This is a genomic window from Chamaesiphon sp. (genome assembly GCF_041738855.1).
Taxonomy (GTDB): Bacteria; Cyanobacteriota; Cyanobacteriia; order Cyanobacteriales; family Chamaesiphonaceae; genus Chamaesiphon.
Genome location: NZ_JBGSPA010000181.1, coordinates 1 through 20953, shown reverse-complemented (window position 1 = coordinate 20953; position 20953 = coordinate 1). Strand labels below are relative to the sequence as shown.

General features: G+C 46.4%; 18 protein-coding genes and 1 pseudogene. 15 read left to right on the top strand and 4 right to left on the bottom strand.

Annotated elements, in window-relative coordinates; all coding sequences use genetic code 11:
- Positions 1-247 precede the first annotated feature (247 nt).
- The 8 genes from ACEW9I_RS19245 (at position 248) to ACEW9I_RS19210 (ending at position 8448) form a co-directional block, all read left to right on the top strand.
- Positions 248-1009 (top strand): hypothetical protein, encoded by a 762-nt coding sequence (locus ACEW9I_RS19245; protein WP_373541944.1) that lies wholly within the window; start codon positions 248-250, stop codon positions 1007-1009.
- Positions 1006-1155, top strand: a complete 150-nt coding sequence (locus tag ACEW9I_RS19240) for a hypothetical protein (RefSeq protein ID WP_373541943.1) — start codon at positions 1006-1008, stop codon at positions 1153-1155. Before ACEW9I_RS19245 ends, ACEW9I_RS19240 begins: the two co-directional genes overlap by 4 nt.
- Positions 1156-1664: 509 nt before the next feature.
- On the top strand, positions 1665-1970 hold the full coding sequence (locus tag ACEW9I_RS19235) for a hypothetical protein (RefSeq protein ID WP_373541942.1): 306 nt from the start codon (positions 1665-1667) through the stop codon (positions 1968-1970).
- 83 nt (positions 1971-2053) lie between these two features.
- Positions 2054-2356: a hypothetical protein gene (locus tag ACEW9I_RS19230; RefSeq protein WP_373541941.1), complete on the top strand. Its 303-nt coding sequence runs from the start codon at positions 2054-2056 to the stop codon at positions 2354-2356.
- A 94-nt stretch (positions 2357-2450) separates the two neighbouring features.
- Positions 2451-2756: a hypothetical protein gene (locus ACEW9I_RS19225; RefSeq protein WP_373541940.1), complete on the top strand. Its 306-nt coding sequence runs from the start codon at positions 2451-2453 to the stop codon at positions 2754-2756.
- 296 nt (positions 2757-3052) lie between these two features.
- Complete coding sequence (locus ACEW9I_RS19220; protein WP_373541939.1) at positions 3053-4711, top strand: ABC transporter substrate-binding protein; 1659 nt, start codon at positions 3053-3055, stop codon at positions 4709-4711.
- Positions 4712-4800: 89 nt separating this feature from the next.
- Entirely contained in the window at positions 4801-5826 is a 1026-nt protein-coding gene (locus ACEW9I_RS19215) for an ABC transporter permease (RefSeq protein ID WP_373541938.1), read from the top strand.
- 480 nt (positions 5827-6306) lie between these two features.
- Positions 6307-8448 carry a polyribonucleotide nucleotidyltransferase gene (locus tag ACEW9I_RS19210; RefSeq protein ID WP_373541937.1) on the top strand — a complete coding sequence of 714 codons (2142 nt, stop codon included), beginning with the start codon at positions 6307-6309 and terminating at the stop codon, positions 8446-8448.
- Positions 8449-8712: 264 nt separating this feature from the next.
- Here ACEW9I_RS19210 and ACEW9I_RS19205 read toward each other — a convergent pair whose 3' ends face one another.
- On the bottom strand, positions 8713-9348 hold the full coding sequence (locus ACEW9I_RS19205; RefSeq protein WP_373541936.1) for an HAS-barrel domain-containing protein: 636 nt from the start codon (positions 9346-9348) through the stop codon (positions 8713-8715).
- Between the two features lie 79 nt (positions 9349-9427).
- Positions 9428-10123, bottom strand: coding sequence for a Uma2 family endonuclease (locus ACEW9I_RS19200; RefSeq protein WP_373541935.1), 696 nt, complete (start codon positions 10121-10123; stop codon positions 9428-9430).
- A gap of 143 nt (positions 10124-10266) precedes the next feature.
- Here ACEW9I_RS19200 and ACEW9I_RS19195 point away from each other — a divergent pair, with 143 nt between their 5' ends.
- Together ACEW9I_RS19195 and nth are read left to right on the top strand one after the other, a co-directional pair.
- The gene (locus tag ACEW9I_RS19195; RefSeq protein WP_373541945.1) at positions 10267-10941 is read left to right on the top strand and encodes a biotin/lipoate A/B protein ligase family protein; all 675 of its coding nucleotides are present in this window, start codon (positions 10267-10269) and stop codon (positions 10939-10941) included.
- 29 nt (positions 10942-10970) lie between these two features.
- Positions 10971-11660 (top strand): endonuclease III, encoded by a 690-nt coding sequence (nth, locus tag ACEW9I_RS19190; protein ID WP_373541934.1) that lies wholly within the window; start codon positions 10971-10973, stop codon positions 11658-11660.
- 71 nt (positions 11661-11731) lie between these two features.
- On the opposite strand, the gene ACEW9I_RS19185 is transcribed toward nth, so the two are convergent.
- Complete coding sequence (locus tag ACEW9I_RS19185; protein WP_373541933.1) at positions 11732-13279, bottom strand: flavin monoamine oxidase family protein; 1548 nt, start codon at positions 13277-13279, stop codon at positions 11732-11734.
- 408 nt (positions 13280-13687) lie between these two features.
- Between ACEW9I_RS19185 and ACEW9I_RS19180 the strand changes: the two are divergent.
- The 5 genes and pseudogenes from ACEW9I_RS19180 to dacB form a co-directional block, all read left to right on the top strand.
- Positions 13688-14152: pseudogene (locus tag ACEW9I_RS19180) on the top strand (MFS transporter); the annotation flags it as partial.
- A 245-nt stretch (positions 14153-14397) separates the two neighbouring features.
- Positions 14398-16608: a molybdopterin oxidoreductase family protein gene (locus ACEW9I_RS19175; RefSeq protein ID WP_373541932.1), complete on the top strand. Its 2211-nt coding sequence runs from the start codon at positions 14398-14400 to the stop codon at positions 16606-16608.
- Positions 16609-16997: 389 nt separating this feature from the next.
- On the top strand, positions 16998-17438 hold the full coding sequence (locus ACEW9I_RS19170; protein ID WP_373541931.1) for an ABA4-like family protein: 441 nt from the start codon (positions 16998-17000) through the stop codon (positions 17436-17438).
- Between the two features lie 125 nt (positions 17439-17563).
- Complete coding sequence (locus ACEW9I_RS19165) at positions 17564-17845, top strand: hypothetical protein (protein WP_373541930.1); 282 nt, start codon at positions 17564-17566, stop codon at positions 17843-17845.
- A gap of 60 nt (positions 17846-17905) precedes the next feature.
- Complete coding sequence (gene dacB, locus ACEW9I_RS19160; RefSeq protein WP_373541929.1) at positions 17906-19402, top strand: D-alanyl-D-alanine carboxypeptidase/D-alanyl-D-alanine-endopeptidase; 1497 nt, start codon at positions 17906-17908, stop codon at positions 19400-19402.
- Positions 19403-19534: 132 nt separating this feature from the next.
- On the opposite strand, the gene ACEW9I_RS19155 is transcribed toward dacB, so the two are convergent.
- A complete protein-coding gene (locus ACEW9I_RS19155; protein ID WP_373541928.1) occupies positions 19535-20863 on the bottom strand; it encodes a tetratricopeptide repeat protein in 1329 nt (442 codons plus the stop codon).
- Positions 20864-20953: the final 90 nt, after the last annotated feature.

Below are 20953 nucleotides of genomic sequence, written 5' to 3'. Positions count from 1 at the left end.
CTAGCAACTGTTCTAATTGAGTGATGACGTTCTAAATGTGCCGCAACTATTTTTTCTCGAAGATCGATTGAAGCTGGTTTCATTATCAAATATATTTTTACTACCCTTTAGTGTACCTCATAACTAGCAGAAGTGCTGTATATAGTGATTGGTATATCATTGAGGCTCCCGCAAAAATGTGTCATTCGGTCAAATCAGCACGGACTGAAGTACTTTGGATGAACTACGAACCACCGAAAGGAACAGAATGGACACGCCACCAGAAATCCTCGCAATCGCGCTCCAAAGAGCCAACACTGACATAGGGAATTCGATCGTCAAGAATGAGGATGTTCGCCAAAGAGTAGAATTAATTTGCCGAAATATTCGCAATAAAGCTCTATCTCGGTTGATATTGTCTTGTTGTTTGGCAGAGATCCACAAACCACAAATAGATATTCGTAAACCATACACAGAAATTGATGGCACCGATACATTTTCCGGTCGTACTTATGATGAAGCGTACATCGGGCAATTTATCGTCGAATATCGTCTTCCCTGCTACACCACAACTGCATTCCTCACACCCGCACTCCGCAACCGTAGCGAACCACTCACTCCCAATACTAACCTAGTCGGACGACCACCAGAACTTTACAAAGCGGCTCTACAATTACTCGACGATGTTTATACAGGAATAGTAAGTGCTGACGATTTACTAGCTGAAAGCATTCGTGTCTTGCTGATTGTCAAGCATGAGAATCAACAGCGGATAGAAACACTTTTGGCAGGAGTAAAACCATTAGCTGGTGCTATTCCATTATCCGCAGAGAGTATTGTTTCGATCGTTCAAAGCCACTTGGTAGGAAGAAACTCAAGCAGATTGCCCGTAGTAATTGTAACGGCTGCATACAAGACAGCAAGCATACAACTAGGCGAACAGGCAAAAATTCTAGCAAGTCATAATGCTGCGGATAAACAAACGGGTGCGATTGGTGATGTCGAAATAACCCTTATCGATGACGAATGAGTTTTAACGGGTTACGAAATGAAGATGCGCCCTGGCACTATGCCCTCAGACTCAAATGTGATGTTGTCTTGCATGGTGTCAAGCGTCATCCCGTCACGGTCGGACAACTTTACCCGTTGGTTAACCAAGCGCAACTGCTAACGTGAGCTTTTCGGGGGAAGCTTCCCCCGAAAACGTCACTTACAAATGTGGGCTTATGGACAGATGGATTTCATCGGGCTAACCTAGTTCTGGCAACAGTCGCAGAAGCAAAAGACTCTTGGGTTGAGATTCTATTTTAATTCTTTGACGACCTCTTCAACTAGCGGAATGTGGGTTGTAATATTAGCCGCGACTTCAGTCGCAGGCATGACCGATCGAATCGCGATCGAGTGTTACTAAAAATTATTCAAACCCTTGCCTACATCCAGTTAGATCGCTAGATTGCGATCTTCAAAATTTTGTTTGGGAACATTTCTGGAATCAGGACAGAGCATTATGTAGTTATTGCTACGAACACAACAGATACACTTCAAACATCCACAGTTAAAACATCCGTAGCACCGCAGATGAGAGTTCAAATTAAATCTTGCACCTTTACGGAATTAACTAAATATATTTGTAGTCTGTAGTGTCCGACTGCTAACCCATCACTCATTTTAGGAATATACACATCATGAACTTCAAATCGATCGTCGTCCTCGGTCTCAGCGTTGCTACTCTCGGTCTAGCTCTCCCCGCTCATGCCGATACCGCAACTGTAATTGACAGTCAGCAAGGTGTAGTCGTCACTGGCGACGGCAACAACACTCGTCAAACCAACACCACTAAAGTTAAAAATACTTCATCCGGTCGCCGCACTCCTAGTGCAACTGGTACTTCAATCACCAACGGTCAATCTGCGGATATCTTGGGTAACGACAACAACACCCGCCAAAACAACAAAACCAACGTTACTAACACTCAACGCAACAGTCGCTAAGCCATTGTCCGCAGTCGCAGCAGACCACTGCGCCTGCTCGAATTTTACTGAACTTAGGGATTAAGTTATCAGCATTGAACATCATGAACTTCAAATCGATCGTCGTCCTCGGTTTTAGCGTTGCAACTCTCGGTCTCACTCTTCCCGCCCATGCCGATACCGCTACCGTAGTTGACAACCAGCAAAACGTAGTCATCACTGGTAATGGCAACACCGTCCATCAAAACAACAGAACCACAGTCAACAACCGTCAAACAGGTCGTCAGAATGTTGGCGCAACGGGTAGTTCGGTCACTAGCCGTCAGTCTGCCGATATCCTGGGCAACGGCAACCGCTCTCGCCAGACCAACGTTACCAACATCAGCAACCGACAACAAGCGCGCTAATCGCTGCGGTCAAATGGTTGGATGACGATGAGTCAATCCGCTCACCGATTTTTTTTAGCTAACTTACTCACTTACTACTAGTAATATAGACATCATGAACTTCAAATCGATCCTCGTCCTCGGTCTAAGCGTTGCTACTCTCGGTCTGACTCTTCCCGCCCATGCCGATACCGCCAACGTAGTTGACAGTCAGCAAAACGTAGTCGTCACTGGCGACGGCAACAATACTCGTCAAACCAACACCACCAACATTAGGAATACTTCATCCGGTCGTCGTACTCCTAGTGCAACTGGTACTTCAGTCACCAACGGTCAATCTGCGGATATCTTGGGTAACGACAACAACACCCGCCAAAACAACAAAACCAACGTCACCAACACTCAACGCAACAGTCGCTAATCTCATTGAGGTGGTTGTCTGATACTTTCTAGACAACTGCTCTCACGCAGAATATCGTCAATTTCAATTAACGCGCTCACTTACTAGATGTGGTAGGTGAGCGCGTTAATGTTTGGGCTGCATCGAAAAGTATGAGCTAATGTTTGGGTCAGTCTAGCTAGTAGCAGCGATGAAAGGTTGCCAAATCGTTATATATTAAGTAACTACCCAAGCATAATTTAGATTCGTCAAGTAAGGGTTAATACTTGACTCCCATCTAGGTTGAGCTTTGATTATTGTGACGATCGCTTATATCCATGAATAGATGGCAGCATGTTAGCTTAGTAGTCTCCAGCGCATTGGCACATCGTCGAGCAGTGGCATTGATGCGCTGTTGGGGATTGGTAAGTTTGCTCTCGATCGCTAGTTGCGCTTCCGGTAGCAATCCTGGGACGATCGCTAGTAACAATGAGGGGAGAATTACGGTCGGGACGACTCAAAAACCGCGCACTCTCGATCCTGCTGATGCTTACGAATTGAGATCGATCGCGTTGATTCGGAATTTGAGCGATCGCCTCTACACTTACGATCCAGGTAGTACCGTCCTCAAACCCCAATTAGCAACCGCTTTACCAACAGTTAGCACCGATGGGTTGACATATACGATCCCGATCCGTCAGGGAGTAGTTTTTCACGATGGTACCGCTTTTAACGCCGCCGCGATGGCTTTTTCACTCCAACGCTTCATTCAAAATAAAGGCAAACCCTCCTCGCTATTATCCGATCGGATCGCGACAATCACCGCCACAGGAACTTACGAACTGACAATCACGCTCAAAAAACCTTTTGCTGCATTGGCTTCAGTCCTCGCTTTCCCTGGTACCTGTGCCGTATCGCCCACAGCTTATAAGATCGGTAAAAATCTGTTTGAAGCTAATACCTTTGTCGGCACAGGGCCATATGAACTCAAGGAATATGGTACAGATCGCGTCAAACTGACTGCATTCGATCGCTATTGGGGTGCCAAACCGCTCAATCGTGGCGTCAACGTCCAAATTTTTAATAACAACTCTGCCAATCTCTACAACTCCTTCCGCACTGGAGCCGTCGATGTCGCCTTCCAAGCTCTCGAACCAGATCAAGTCAAAAGCCTGGAAGAAGGAGCCAAAGCTGGCAAGTGGCAATCGATCGCGATCGATGGTAGCGTCACCAGTTACCTGATCCTCAATGTCCTCCAGCAGCCCCTAGATAACCCCTCAGTCCGCCAAGCACTTGCTGCCCTAGTCGATCGACCCACCATCAACGAGCGGGTCTTGTACGGGCAGGGCAACCCCTTATACAGCATCCTCCCCAGCACCTTTAGCGTCTCCCAGCCTGGGTTCAAAACTACCTATGGCGATGGCAATATCTCCAAAGCCAAACAACTCCTCACCCAAGCCGGATTTTCACCCCAAAACCCCGCCAAAATCCAGATCTGGTACCCCTCCGGCTCGACCAATCGCCGACTGACAGCAGGCTTTCTCCGTGCCTATGCCAAGCAAAAACTCGGCGGCATCCTCGACATCGAACCCAACACGATCGAGTCAGCATCCTTCTTCAAATACGCCAGCAAAAATATCTATCCCGCCACCCTCCAAGACTGGTACCCCGACTTTCTCGATCCCGACAACTTCGTCCAACCCTTCCTCGAATGTCCCAAAGGCTCTGTTAAAACAGGCTGCCAAGAAGGCAGCAGTCAATCCCAAGGCTCATTCTACTATAGCGATCGGATGAACCAACTCATCACCGCCCAAGGCAAAGAAGCCGATCCCACCAAGCGCAAACAAATCTACGCCGATATCCAAACCCTCATCCTGCAAGATGTCCCGCTCATCCCCCTCTGGCAAACCAAAGATTTTGTCTTCGCCAAAAAAGGCATGAGCGGTATCGCGATCGATCCCCTTCAGAACCTCCTGTACTCAACCATCAAAAAGTAAATTCAGCACTACTAATCTTTTTCGTAACTCTGCGAGATCTTCGCGACCTTTGCGTTAAAAAAGCACCAACCAAAACTCAGCACCAAATCATGTCCCGATCGAAAACCCTCCAATACTACCTAGCTGCGCGACTACTCCTAGCCCCCTTGATGTTGTGGACGATCGTCACCCTCGTATTCTTCCTCCTCAAAGCCACCCCTGGCGACCCTGCCGATGCCTTCTTGGGCAATCGAGCATCAGAAGAAGTCAAAGCCGAATTACGCAAACAATTGGGACTCGACCGACCAGTTTACGTCCAGTATTTTAGTTACTTATTAAATCTCCTCCAAGGAGACTTTGGCAAGTCAATTACTAGTTCTGGTAAAGAAGTTTTGGATGTCATTCGGGAGAACTTTCCAGCCACATTGGAACTGGCGATCGGCAGTATGTTGGTGGCATTTATTGTCGGCGTGACAGTCGGGACGATCTCGGCATCTCGACCTGGGACAATCTCGGAAGCTAGCGGGAGATTGTTTGGGATTATTAGCTATTCTTTACCGATTTTTTGGGTTGGGATGTTATTGCAATTGGTATTAGCAGTACAACTAAATATCTTCCCCCTCGGCGGTAGATTTCCCGCCAACCTCACACCACCAGCCAAAATTACGGGACTCTACACGATCGATAGTTTGTTGAACTTCGACTTAGCCAGCTTCTTTGTTGCGCTCCATCATCTCGCCTTGCCCTGTCTCACATTGGGGCTGTTGCTCAGTGGCATCTTTGAACGGATCGTGCGGGTAAATCTCAAGCAAAGTATGAAAGCGGAATATGTGGAAGCCGCCAGAGCCAGAGGTATTTCCGAACAAAAGATCCTAATCTCTCACTCGCTCAAAAATGCGATGATTCCAGTGATTACCGTCTTGGGCTTGACTACCGCATCCCTGCTCGGTGGTGCCGTTTTGACGGAAGTGACCTTTTCTTGGCCCGGATTGGCAAGTCAATTGTACGAAGCGATCTCCAATCGTGATTATCCCGCAGTCCAGGGGATTATGGTCTTCTTTGCGGCGATCGTCGTGATTGCGAGTATCGCGATCGATCTGATCAATGCCTGGATCGATCCGCGTATTAAGTATTAGATCTAATTCAAGCCACCCCTAAAATCGTTAACGGATCGATCTCTAGTTGGTGAGTATTAATTACCCTATCTGAAAAAGGTTTATCATTCGATCCCAAAAGAGTACGGGTGATGAGAAGTATTCATCAATAAATGAAACACTCGACCGTGCATCTCTAGGTAAATACTTGAGGATTTGAGCTTCTACATCCATTGCTCTAACTCCTTTTCAGAGATTTTTAACTTTATTCTCCTATTTTAACCTCTGGAGAGTGACAGAAGAGGGCTATGGCAATCCCAGAAGACTGGTGTGCTAGGCGTTAGCCGTAACGCACCAGTCTTCTCACACCAGCCAAAAATCGTCATGCCGAGCAAAGATGCGAACTGACTCATTCCCAGCGAGTAGTATCTATGCTCAGGCTAGAAATTTCCCACTTCAGCGACTAAGAATGCTAGGATCGCAAACAGCAAGAGAAGAAGTGAAGAAAAAAAGGACAACCTAATGGCAGAGATAAATAAGTCAATATCCTTTGACGGTAGGGATATTCGGCTTAAAGTTGGTGTATTCGCACCCCAAGCTGGCGGTTGCGTCTTAATCGAATCTGGCGACACCAGTGTCTTAGTTACCGCTACCCGTGCCAAAGGACGAGAAGGAATTGATTTCCTACCGTTACTTGTAGATTATGAAGAACGCATCTACGCAGCCGGACGCATTCCAGGCGGTTTCTTGCGACGTGAAGGTCGAGCACCAGAAAAAGTTACCTTGATTAGTCGATTGATCGATCGACCGATGCGGCCACTGTTCCCCGACTGGTTGCGCGATGATATCCAAATCGTTGCTACCACCATGTCCCTCGACGAATTGGTTCCTCCAGACGTCCTGGCGGTGACTGGAGCCTCGATTGCTAGCCTCCTAGCACAACTCCCCTTCAATGGCCCCATGGCAGCCGTCCGCGTCGGTTTAGTCGGTGATGATTTCATCATCAATCCCACCTATCGTGAAATTCAAGTTGGCGACCTCGACTTAGTAGTCGCAGGTACACCAGACGGCGTGATCATGGTCGAAGCGGGTGCCAATCAGCTACCCGAACAAGATATCATCGAAGCGATCGATTTTGGTTATGAAGCCGTGCAGGAGCTAATTACTGCCCAGCGCGAATTACTTGTAGAACTAGGACTGAGTATCGTTCATGCTGAGAAACCAGCCACCGATCCTACCCTCGAAAACTTTTTACGCGATCGCACTACCGAAAGCATCAAAATCGTCCTCGGTAAATACGAGCCGAGTAAACCGATCCGCGATGCCGAACTAGATGAAGTCAAGGCTAGAGCAGTAGCCGAGATCGCTAGTTTACCAGACACCGATCCGCTCCAAGTTGCCGTCGCTAGTGATAGTAAAGCTGTCAGCACCCTGTTCAAAAGCATCACCAAAAAAATGATGCGTCAACAGGTCATCGAAACCGGACGCCGAGTAGACGGACGGACACTCGATGAAGTGCGCCCGATTTCCTGCTTTGTCGGTGTTTTACCCCGCCGCGTTCACGGTACGGGCTTGTTCAATCGGGGCTTGACTCAAGTCATGTCTGCTTGTACTCTCGGTACTCCTGGCGACGCTCAGGATCTCGGCGACGACCTCAATCCCGAAAATACCAAACGGTATATTCATCACTACAATTTTCCTCCCTACTCCGTAGGTGAAACCAAACCCATGCGTGCCCCAGGACGGCGCGAAATCGGTCACGGTGCCCTCGCAGAACGCGCTCTGATCCCAGTATTGCCAACCAAAGATGAGTTCCCTTATGTACTCAGAATCGTCTCAGAGATCCTCTCTTCCAATGGTTCGACCTCGATGGGTTCGGTCTGCGGTTCGACACTCGCATTGATGGATGCTGGCGTACCAATTACCAAGCCTGTCAGCGGTGCGGCAATGGGACTAATTAAGGAAGGTGATGAAGTTCGTATCCTCACTGATATCCAAGGAATCGAAGACTTCCTCGGCGATATGGATTTCAAAGTTGCGGGTACCGATACCGGAATTACCGCACTGCAAATGGACATGAAAATCAGCGGTTTACCGATGGTAACTATTGCTGAAGCCATCAACAAAGCTCGTCCCGCCCGCTTACATATCTTAGAGAAAATGTTAGCCGCGATTGACAAACCCCGCGAAGAACTCTCACCCTTTGCCCCACGCTTACTCACCTTCAAAATCGAGCCAGAATTAATCGGCTTGGTCATCGGTCCTGGAGGTAAAACTATCAAAGGGATTACCGAGGAAACCGGAGCCAAAATCGATATCGATGATGATGGTACTGTAACTGTGTCTGCGATCGATAATGAGAAAGCCAAACGTGCGATCCAAATCGTTCAAGGTCTAACTCGCCGTCTCAACGAAGGCGATATCTATGCTGGACGGGTGACCCGAATTATCCCAATTGGTGCCTTCGTGGAGCTGCTACCTGGCAAAGAGGGGATGATCCACATCTCCCAACTTGCCGATTATCGGGTAGGTAAAGTGGAAGATGAAGTCGGTGTCGGCGACGAAGTGATCGTTAAGGTTCGCGAAATCGACAACAAAGGACGCGTCAATCTGACTCGTCTGGGCATTCATCCCGATGAAGCCGCAGCAGCCAGAAGAGGGTAATTCATCGGTTGCCTCAACCCTAGCAACCACCCCCAGCCCCTCAACAGAGGCAGGGTGGTTGCATCAGGCTTGAGCATCTAGGGTATTTCAAAAGGCTCGACTTCTCACTTGCAATTTTCAACCAATTTACCCAAGTTGTTACCTCCAAGACAGCGGTTTTAACCGCTGTCTCGTATTGTTACAGGGAGGTCTGGCGGAAATCTCCAGATTGAGTGAGCCAAGACACAACCGTCGGCTTGGTAGTAGATAGCAACTTGGATTAACTTAACGGATTTGAGATAGGACGTAACGCAATCTGTCATAATCATCTTTGAGAATCAGACTGACAGTGCGCCCTGCGGTGACTAGCCAAGACCTGTCTCGCGCTCTGAGTTGATGAATTTCCCTGATGGTGGCGGCGGTGAGAGCTTCGACTGGCGCACCTTGTACCTGTAGCAATGTTCTCAAAAATTCCAACTGTTCGCTAAATCTAATAATCTCTTCCTTATCGCACTGATACACCCCCTGATGGATTTGGGGTGGGCGGGGTGGTAAGTATTGATACATTTGCCCTTTATCATCCTCAAAGCCGATAATTGCCGCTTTAAATTCGGTTTTAAGCATCGCAAATATTTGGGGTTGTTCCTCTCGCAACTCATCCAGTGACATTCCCAATGCCCGAGCACGATGGACAGAATCGATCGGGGCAGTGGTAGCATGGTAAACCACGGCGAGGATTTGATTGCCCGATTCCTCGTCGGCTGCTTTGACGATACTCCCAAAAGTAGGCATCACCGCGAGTTTGAGATCTTCTGGCTCCAGACATTGAGCCAGAAATTCACAAGTAGATGTCTCGATTACCTCGGCGATATGGTGAGGATTTTTGGCACCGATGCTAAATTGGGGAAGGGGTAGGCGCACGAGTAGAGGTTAGAGGGTAAGGGGTAGAAGGTAGAAGGTAGAGGGTAGAGGCAACATGGGGATGTTGGCTGTCAACCAATTATAAACTTGCGGGATCGATGCCCAATTCCTGTAATTTTATCGTTAGTAGGGCTGCGCGTTGTTCGGCGATATCTGCACGCTGTTCGGCAGTATCGGCACGTTGTTCGGCAGCTCGACGGCGCAGATCGAGATCGCCAAAACTGAGGAATGGTTGACCGTCGGGGCGATAAATTTGGAGAGTAGCGGGTTCGAGATCGAACCGAATCCCTAATAATGGACTTAACCAGCTCTGTGGCTCTTCAATCGAGTCCAATTTACCATCAACTCTCATCCAGCCAGCAAAATCAATCCGATCTGGATCGTAGATATAATATTCGGTTACGCCATAGCGATCGTAAAAACTTAACTTTCGCTGCATTTCTGCCAGTCGATTGCCTGGAGATAGAATCTCGAACACAACTTGGGGCACAACTCCGGCTTCCTTCCATTGCTGGTAAGAGCCTCGATCTCCTTTCGGTCTACCGATCGCGACCATGATATCGGGTGCTTGGCGAATGGTATTATTACCTTCGACTGGATACCACAATAAATCTCCCGCGACGAACACATCGGGATTTTCGGCATATAGAAGTTCGAGATTTTCTTTGATGGTGACAATCCACCGAAATTGTTTGGTATTGTCAGACATCGGATTGCCGTCACAGTCGGGATAGATAATCTCGGCAGTAGTTGAGGTGAGGATGGGTGCGACCATGTGCGTTAGCTCAATCGAGACTACTCTAATTGTAAATATAGCAGAATCAAGAATCTGGCATTGACCTGGAGCGCGATCTATTGACTAATTTATCAACAATCTGGCGAATTATTCCACCGATTGAGACTACAGGACAAATCCAAATGTCGATCGATCGGTGGTTATTACAACAACATATTTTAGGACAAATCCCACCGACATTACGCTTCTATACTTGGTCGCAGCCGACTATCTCTCTAGGGTATCACCAACGCCACTATCCCGAACATTGGCGATCGCTAGTGTGGCACAATCGATCTATAGATCTAGTCAAACGTCCGACGGGTGGGCGGGGCGTACTGCATCAAGGCGATCTAACTTATGCCCTCATCGGATCGGGATTTGTGGGCAAAAGAGTAGAAGTATATCAACAAATTTGTCAGTTTCTCATCGACGGTTGGAGATCGCTCGGTGGCGAATTAGGATATGGTACAGCAGGAACGGGTTATATTCACAATCCCAATTGTTTTGGTACAGCGACAAGTGCAGATCTAGTTTGTGCGGATGGTTATAAACTCATCGGTAGTGCCCAACTGATTAAATCTGGGGCAATCTTACAACATGGTTCGATGCGCCTCAATCCAGATTTAGAGTTATTTGAAAAAGTATTTGGTGAATCGATAGAGCTACCGCCTAATCTAGTTTCCCAATTAACTATTCCTCAGATTATTGATGCTCTTACCAAAGCAGCCGAAAGTCATTTTCAGATAAAGTTTGAGATGCAGCCATTATCAGATCGTGAATGGTCGCAAATTAATGGAGACTCAATTGCTATATAATTTCATCCAAATTACTGTTTAACGATAAAATGAGTATCGATCGCAAGTGGACATCCAAGAAGAAACGAGCAGTGGAAGTATTGCTTAGACTAAAGCGACTGTATCCAGACGCCACTTGTAGTTTAGATTATACAACACCCGTCCAATTATTAGTCGCAACTATTCTCTCTGCCCAGTGTACCGACGAGCGAGTGAATAAAGTTACTCCAGCATTATTCGCGAAATTTCCAGATGCTCGATCGATGGCGTATGCAGATATTCTAGATATTGAAGAATTAGTGCGATCGACTGGATTTTATCATAATAAAGCCAAAAATATTCAAGGTGCTTGTCGCAAGATCGTTGAGGAGTTTGATGGTGAAGTGCCTCAACTAATGGAACAGTTACTCACATTGCCAGGTGTAGCTAGGAAGACAGCAAATGTTGTTTCTGCTCATGCCTTTGGGAATATTCAAGGTGTCACTGTCGATACCCATGTCAAACGTCTGACTAATTTAATTGGTTTAACTAAGCATCAAGATCCAATCAAAATCGAGCAGGATTTAATGAAGCTTTTACCTCAAGTAGATTGGGAAAACTTCTCAATCATGACTATCTATCATGGTAGAGCTATCTGTAATGCAAGAAAGCCTAATTGTCCTGATTGTGAACTAGCCGAACTATGTCCATCAGCATATCAGCCGCTTAAAACAAAAGCTCAAGCGAATATTCGTAAATAACTGGTGAGGGCAGATCCCCGACTTCTCAAAGAAGTCGGGGATTTGAGGGGATCTGAGGAGATCTGAGTGAGTTATTTTAACTCTTTTAAAATGGTTTTAGCTGCCATTAATCCGGTAGCACATCCCCCTTCCATATAGCCTTGAGCCTCGATCGAACAGTGTTCGCCAATGAAAAAGAGATTGCCCACCCTTTCGCCCTCTACACCCGCAAATTTCGTCCACTGTCCAACCAAATAGCAGGAGTAGGAACCTCGTGAATAAGGGCGATCGATCCAATTAGTAACGATCGATTGATTTAAAGATAAATTCTGGATGCCTGGATAAATTATATCTAATTGATTGATTATTTTACTAGCAACTTGTGAGGGTTTCGACCTACCTATCCTCACACCCAAATTGCCACCACTAAAGCTAGTAATAGTACCTGTTTTAGTATCTGTACAGCGACTTGAATCCCAGGTTTCGCTAATGTCGAGATCGCTGAAGGATTCACCATTAGACTTGTACTTATTGCGCCACACTTTATCACTATAGCTGGTAATTAATTTAGTATTTGTACCATAGCCTAATTCTTTAACAGCAGCTTGTTTAACAGCAGGTAATCTAACACCGATATCGATTTGTCTGAGCACACTAAATGGTAAAGCTAAAATGACTCGATCGAATTTATACTCCTGGCTCACACCACCTTGCCTGAGACTGACGCGATAGCGATTGTTACTACTGCGGATTGATTCTAGCTGAGTATTAGTTTCGATCCGATCGCTCAGTTTATCCGCTAATCGATCGACGATTTGTTGATTACCACCACGAATCTGATATCGTTGGTCACTCTCACCAAAGATTTCAATCTTATCTGGTTCTTTACCGATTAGTAGTAATAAATTAATCGATGACTGCCGATCGACTTCCAATCCATACTCATTAGTGTAAGCGACTTCAATAAATCGCCTCAAGATCGGATCTAGACAATAGCGATCGAGATAAGTTTTAATTGAGAGCCGATCGAGTTGAATAGCGCGACGATTTTTTGACTTATAGTTTACCTCACCGATGGCTTTGACATCTCGATCGATCTGTTTGACAAGGGGAATAAATGCCGTAATTAATTCGCGTTCGGTAACTAATCGGTTTTTAAAAAACCAGACATCTTTAGTCAGCTCACGATCTATGGCAAATAGATCGACTTCTACCAAACTTAGCTCCTGAGCCAACTTCCGAATATTCTTATGTGCAGAATCGATAAACTCGCCGCCTAATTCGATAGTGCTTTCCGTGCCGAGTGCCTTAGTTTGACTGAGCATCCTCCCACCAGCCCGATTACTGGCTTCGATGATGCGGACTGGTACACCCGATTTAGTTAAATAGTAAGCCGCCGTCAATCCGGCAATCCCCGCGCCTACAATCAGTACTGGTGTTGTTATCGCATCAACTTCTCGTTCCAATGCCAGGGCGGAAAGAACACCCGTTGCCGCGAGAGAGCCTCGAAGCAAGCGGCGACGACTAATCCGCAACTCCCACATTTCCAGAGCTGTTGACGACGCAAGGCTGCGGCGTTGGGCAAATCTGGCAATCTGATAAGCACGTCGTAGACCCTGAACTAGAGAAGTTTTAGCCATAAAGTCCCAATTTTACAGTTTTATCTGGATTATCAGCATATTTATTCTGTATTCTGGTTAACTTTACAGTTTAGTTAAATGCAAAAATCGGATTGATAGCATGTATTTATCGAAAGATAGCTAGTAAACGGTAACAAAAACTACTAATTGACATCAAACATTCCCGTAACTTGGACGTACTGAAATCCATTACCAGTTGACGCAACTGTCTAATCGATCCCCTCAGTTGTTGTCTTGTTATAGTTACAGCCTGATGCTAAGTGGATTACTTTCATTCAAAAATCCGTATCGAACCTTGCACCTGACCTGGTTTGCTTTTTTTCTAACCTTCGTTTGCTGGTTCAATTTTGCCCCCTTTGCGACTGTGATTGGCAAAGAGTTGGGTTTTGATGGGTCGCAGATCGAGACGTTAATCTATTCTCGCGCCCTAGCGGGGGTTTTATCTCCGACAAATTCGGGAGTCGAAAATGGACGATGACTGTAGTAACTGGCTTAATCGGGATTGCTTATTTGGTAGCCCATCTCATCGATAAAACTTGGGCTTTACCTGTAGCAGTTGCCGTCACGATGTTTTCAGCTTTATTTGCTCAAGCAGGTTGTGGCGGTACTTATGCCATTGTGCCATTGATTAAGAAGGAAATTACCGGACAAGTGGCGGGTAATGTTGGTGCCTATGGTAACTTTGGTGGTGTAGTCTATCTGACTATTTTTAGCTTGACTGATGCACCGACTTTATTTGCCTCGATGGGCATCAGTGCTTTGATATGTGCTTCTCTCTGTGCCTTTTTCCTCAAAGAACCCCAAAACTCGTTTGGGCTAGACAAGGCTCAAGCTATCGGAATTGGCAGTAGTCCTAGTGAAGAATTGAGCTAACTAACTCAAGCTGCTACTTACATTCAAAGTGGTTTTAATCGTTGGCACTCCACTTAACAATCACGTTACGAGGCTGGATAGTCAAACCATCTAGCCTCATCATATTATTAGTATTCGTCAACACAGAATATCTTAACTAGAATCGGTACTTTGCAGATCTATACATATTTTCAGCATCATCCTAACCCTTAACTCCTAGCCCCCTATTCCCTACTCTCTACCCCCTACTCTCTACCCCCTCTCCTATGACTGATACAACTAAAACACTTTGCCCCTATTGTGGTGTCGGCTGTGGTTTAGAAGCTTCGCCCCCCGCTGTGCCAGGGAAATCAGTACATCGGGATAGTAGTGGCGTGCCGATTTGGAAAGTGACGGGCGACAGGTCGCATCCTTCGAGTCAGGGAATGGTATGTGTGAAAGGGGCGACGATTAGTGAGTCGCTATATAAGGATCGCTTGCAGTACCCGATGGTACGGGATAGTTTGACCGAACCATTCAAACGGGCGACTTGGGAAGAAGCCTATACTCGGATTGTCGATCGAATGCAGCATGTCCTCCATACTCAAGGTGCCGATGGCATCTGTATGTATGGTTCTGGACAATTTCAGACCGAGGATTACTATACCGCCCAAAAACTGCTCAAAGGTTGTCTAGGTACAAATAACTTTGATGCCAATTCGCGGCTGTGCATGTCCTCAGCGGTATCTGGCTATATCCAAAGTTTCGGTGCTGATGGGCCACCATGTTGTTATGACGATATCGAGAAAACAGATTTTGCCTTCTTAATTGGGACGAACACCGCCGAGTGTCACCCGATCCTATTCAATCGCCTCAGAAAATATCATAAACAACACGATCGAGTCAAGCTAGTCGTAGTAGATCCGCGCCGTACCGCCACCGCCGAAGCCGCAGATCTCCATCTAGCGATTACACCAGGGACGGATATCGATTTATTAAATGGGATTGCCTATTTACTCCTGCGCGCGGGTAAAGTAGATCAACAATTTATCGAATCCTGTACCAGCAACTTCGCCGCCTTTACTAAAGTCATTCAACATTATCCCCCCGACGTAGTTGCGGCTAAATGCGGCATCGCTCAAGCAGATCTCGAAAAAGCTGCCAAATGGTGGGGAGCCTCTAATAATGTCCTCTCGCTGTGGTCGATGGGTGTCAATCAATCCAGCGAAGGCACCGCCAAAGTCCGGCACATTATCAACCTGCATCTGATGACGGGGCAAATTGGCAGACCAGGTGCGGGGCCATTTTCCCTCACCGGACAACCCAATGCGATGGGAGGACGCGAAGCTGGCGGACTAGCGCATATCCTCCCCGGCTACCGGATGGTCAAAAATCCCACTCAACGTGCCGAAGTCGAGCAACTCTGGAATTTACCCGCAGGGAGAATCTCCCCCAACACAGGTAAAACTGCCTGGGAGATGATAACTGGCATGGAAACCGGATCTATAGGCTTGCTGTGGATCGTCGCTACCAATCCGGCAGTCAGTATGCCCGATATCAACCGTACCAAAGCCGCCTTAATGCGATCGCCTTTTACGATCCATCAGGATGCTTATTACCCCACCGAAACCGCTAAATACGCCCACGTCCTCCTCCCTGCCGCTCAGTGGAGCGAAAAGACAGGCGTGATGACCAATTCCGAGCGGACAGTTACCCTCTGTCCCGCATTTAGAACACCACCTGGCGAAGCCAAAGCCGATTGGGAAGTATTTGCCGAAGTCGGGCGGAGACTGGGCTTTAAAGAGGAATTTTGGTTTAAAAATAGTGCCGATGTCTACGCCGAATTTGCCAAACTCAGTGCGGGTCGTCCCTGCGATATCACCGGATTGAGCCATCAATATCTCAAGGATAACGGCCCCACCCAATGGCCCCACCCGACGGGCTGTAAAACCCAGTACGGCAAACGCCTCTATACCGATCTCTCCTTCCACCACCCTGACAAACGCGCCAAATTTGCCGCCTGTCACTCCAAAGGACTCGCCGAACCTCCAAACCCAGATTATCCATTTGTCCTCACCACAGGACGTTTATACGGGCACTGGCACACAATGACCCGCACCGGACGCATCCCCAAAATCCAGCAGATGCACCCCGACCCCTTTGTCGAAATTCATCCCCGCGATGCCGCGAGGTTAAATATTGAGAATGGCGAAATGGTCGAAATTCGATCGCGTCGCGGTACGGGAAGATTTCCAGCATTAGTCACAGCGGCGATCGATCGTGGTACGGTTTTTGTACCGATGCACTGGGGCGAATTGTGGGCGAAAGATGCCGAAGCAAATCTGTTTACTCACGATGCCGCCTGTCCCGATTCTTTACAACCAGAACTCAAGGCTTGCGCGGTGCAACTAGTACCAGTTAAATCGATCGTTTCTACTTCTTCGATTCCATTTGGGGTGCCGAGTAAGGTATCAAGCAAATTGGGAGTTTATGGCTGATATTTAAGCTAGTGTTTTGGTGGGCTTGATAGCTGGGGACAGATCCCCGACTTCTCGGAGAAGTCGGGGATCTTGCAGTGATGGTGAGCGATCTATTTCGATCGGTTATTATGTATTCAATGAGCCGTCACACAACTTTTATGTATCCCGAAATCGAGATGTGCTAGTTATGGATTATGGTGATATCTGGGTAGGATCTCCACATGCACTCAAAGATATCGTTCGGCAGGATATAGGTTTTCAACTTGTACAAGGCGATTAACAGATCTAATTTAGTTTCTATATATATTTGAAGAATAGTTATTGTGATAAGATAGTACATGTATACATCTTAATTTTTATATCATAATAGATAGAACTTGTAATTTTAATCATTTATAAATCACATAATGATAAGCCAACTATTCGATGCTGCTAACTTATTCGTTCTACCATTCTGGGCTTTGATGATTGTATTGCCCAAATGGGAAATTACCCGCAAAGTAATTTCATCTCCACTACCTTTCATCACCCTGGCTGGATTGTACATTTACCTGCTCGTGGTTGCCGTCGATCCTGAATCAGCCGCAGCACTCGCCAATCCCAAACTGGCTGACATTGCCCGCTTTTTTGCCAATGAAGGGGCTGCGGCTGTCGGTTGGGTACATTTCCTCGCAATGGATTTATTTGTCGGACGGTACATCTATTTAGAAGGACAAGCTAAGGGAATAATTACGATTCATTCGTTGATTTTGTGTCTATTTTTTGGCCCAATTGGATTATTATCGCATCTGATTACTAGTGCGATATTCGATTGGCTCAAAAAGTCCCCCACTTCAGAACCCGTGTAAAAGGTTTACAAAATAATAAACTATTAATGTGTGAATGTTTTGGTGCGTTGTCCTGCGGAGTAACACACCCTACAACTATGTTAATGTGATAAATTATTTATACCAGCTCACTTGTCGAGATACTTATGTCTGAAGAAAGATTCAACCATCTAGAATCTCAGATTTCTGTATTGCAGCAAGACATGACTGCGATGAAGCAGAATGTCGATGCACTGCGAGAAGATATGGCTTCTATCCGTCAAAGAGTTGATAGCTCTGAAGGAACGATTCTAGTTGCTGTGCGGGAAGGGTTTAATTTCCTACGAAACTATCTTGACGATCTCAATTATGAGGTGGCTGATAATGCTAGAGCAACCCGATTATTGAGACGGCGGGTGGCTCGACTAGAACGGAAGGATGAAAATTAGAAAAGGGGTGCTGACTCCATGTAGACTGAGGGTTGAAAAAATCTTTGTACAAGTCTACAGATGCAGCAATTATTTACTTCCCATCAGCGAATCACAACAACGTGCGGGTGGTTATTGGTGCAGTTATTAACGATGATTCCGGCTCAGTCACAGCAGCCAAATGTCATCGCGCCGCCAGTATTACCAGCAGTATGCTCTAGCCAACTGCCAGTAGCAATTAATAGCATTATCGATCGACCCGAATTGCGACGCTATCGGTGGGGGATCGTAGTACAGGAATTAGGTAGGACAAATCAGCTTTATAATCGGGATGGCGATCGCTTATTTATTCCGGCTTCTAATGTGAAGTTAATTACTACAGCGGTGGCACTGCGCCAGCTAGGAGCCGCAACAAGACTGCGGACATCAGTATATCAACTGCCGAGTAATGGCAGCGTGAGCAATCTATTAGTGGTGGGTAGAGGCGATCCTAGTTTGACCGTAAGTAGCTTACAATCGATCGCGCAACAGATCCAACAGCGTGGGATAAAACAGATCGGACAAATTAGTTTCGATGATGGTTATTTTCGGGGAGAACAGATTAACGGTGATTGGGAATGGGGCGATTTATCGACTGATTATGCCCCAGCAATTAATGGTTTGATGATAGGTCAAAATTCTAATCCGCTCGTAGTCAGTCAACAGCAAGTTGGAATGCCGCTCAAATATACGTGGAAAAATCCGATTTTAAATAGTTGGCAGATCGATAATCAAAGTTTGACGGTTCCGGCTAGTCAAGATAGTAATGTGAATGCGGTCGCGATTTTTGGTCGATCGACAATCAGATTGACAGGTAAACTAGCTCTCAATTCTGCTCCCATTCAAATCGATCTACCACTGGTAAATCCAGCCGAGTCTTTTATTAATGCTTTTCGACAAAGTTTGTATCGCTCTGGAATTGCGCTAGAGAGTACGCGCCTAGTGTTTGGTCAAAATACTACTAATTTGCCTGAAGTTGCTACCATTAATTCACCAACAATTGGCGAATTAATTAATGAAACCAATCAACGTAGTAATAATATCTATGCCGAAATTTTGCTCAGATCGATCGGACGGACTCATCCCGAACACGATACTAGTAGTAAAGATACTATTAGTATCGGGATTGCTTCAGTCAAAAAAAGTCTGACTGAAATGGGTATAGATCTCCAAACTTATAGTCTCCATGATGGCTCTGGGCTATCTCGACATAATTTAGTCGCACCGACTACTTTTGTGAGAGTATTATCAGCAATGATATTAACACCAGCGGGACAAATATATCGTGACTCTCTACCAATTGCTGGAGTTAGTGGTAGTCTGAGAAATCGAATGAAAGGAACTTTGGCTCAAGGTATCGTTCGCGCCAAAACTGGTAGTCTGAGTGGTGTTGCAAGTCTATCTGGTTACATCTATCCACCCCAATACTCTCCGTTAGTATTTAGTGTTATCCTCAATCAACACGATCGACCTACATCACAAATGGTCAAGGTTATTGATGAAGTGATGGTGTTATTAGCTCGATTGAAGCAGTGTTGAAATAGTCTATGGGTAATAACTCTAAATTTTGAATTTGCTTCGACCTCCTGATGCGCGCAAGTGGTCTATTGTTGTGATGGAGCATATATTTAACGAGCCAGTTAAAATAATTTTGTACTGCCCTCTCTTTATTTAGGAACCAAGTTGTTTGATTTGGGCGATTGTTTTTTGATAGCTGGCGGTTTGCTTTTGCTGTTGGTAGCGATTTGCGGCTTTTTTTAAGTCGAGGATCGCTCCTTTGTTATCGCCTAATTTGGACTTGATTAGTCCCCGCTGATGATAGGCTTTGGCACTGCGGGGATTGAGGGCGATCGTCTGAGTATAATCAGCGATCGCACCGTTATTATCGCCGATCTGTGATTTGGCATCGCCGCGATCGGTGTATATTTCTGAAGCTTTAGGGTTCAGGGCAATAGTTCGGTTAAAGTCGGCGATTGCGCCGTTTTTATCGCCCCCTCTGAGTTTAGCTAGACCGCGTTGGTAATAGGCTTGAGTATAGTTGGGATCGATCGCGATCGCCCGGTTGAAGTCTGCAATTTCTCCTTTTTTATCGCCTAATGCCGACTTAATCATCCCGCGACTGAAGTAGGCGCGATCGAAGTTAGGATCGAGGGCAATTGCGCGATCTAAATCCGATCGCGCAGCTTGATTATCGCTAGCTGCAAATGCGATCTGACCGCGATTGTAGTAGGGATCGGCGTAATTTGGATCGATCGCGATCGCTTGTCGATAGTCGGCAATTGCCCCTTTGTTATCCCCAAATTTAGCTCTAGCGACACCACGATTGTTGTAAATAGAAGCATCACGCAGATTAAGGGCGATTGCAAAATTGTAATCCTCGATCGCATCTCGATTGCCCAACATCGACTTAGCCACACCACGACTGTAATAAAGTCGCGGATTTTGGGAATCTAGGAACACGCCCTGCTCCAGATCTGCCAACATCCCCCGATAGTCACCTTTGCGCTCCTTTTGAACTGCACTGGCAATTAGATCGTCTACTGGTGTCGGTTTGGCGGCTATTGGTGCGGGAGCATCACCACGTATCCCTGCGGCGGCAAATTTGGTGAAGGTATTGACGGCAATTCCCAAGCGATATCCAGTCTGCACTCGGATGGGGTTTGTTGCTGGTAGCTGAGTCGATCTATCGCCCTGTCCCTGAATGGCGATTGCCTCGCCGCGCTCGTTCCACACGGGGTTGCCATTGACTGCTGACAGGGGATAATTACTATAAATGAACGAGTAGCCGCGATCTAGTTGCTTGGTGCTATTGCCGATTGTCGTCCCTTTTACCAACGTAAAAACTGCTGGATCGATCGCCCGAGCCGCCCCAAAATTGGAGACATAAATGGCTGTGCCTGCGGTAACTCGATCGGAATTGTCGATAAGTTTGGCAACTGGATAGTTTTTGTTACTAGTAACCTGAGTTCGATGAAGTTTTGTCTCCTCAAACTCAGGCATTTCAACACTTTTAGGCTAACAGCAGAATTTTTTCAATTTTTGGCACATTAAAATCCACCATCAATATCATTAATAGTTGAAAAAACATTG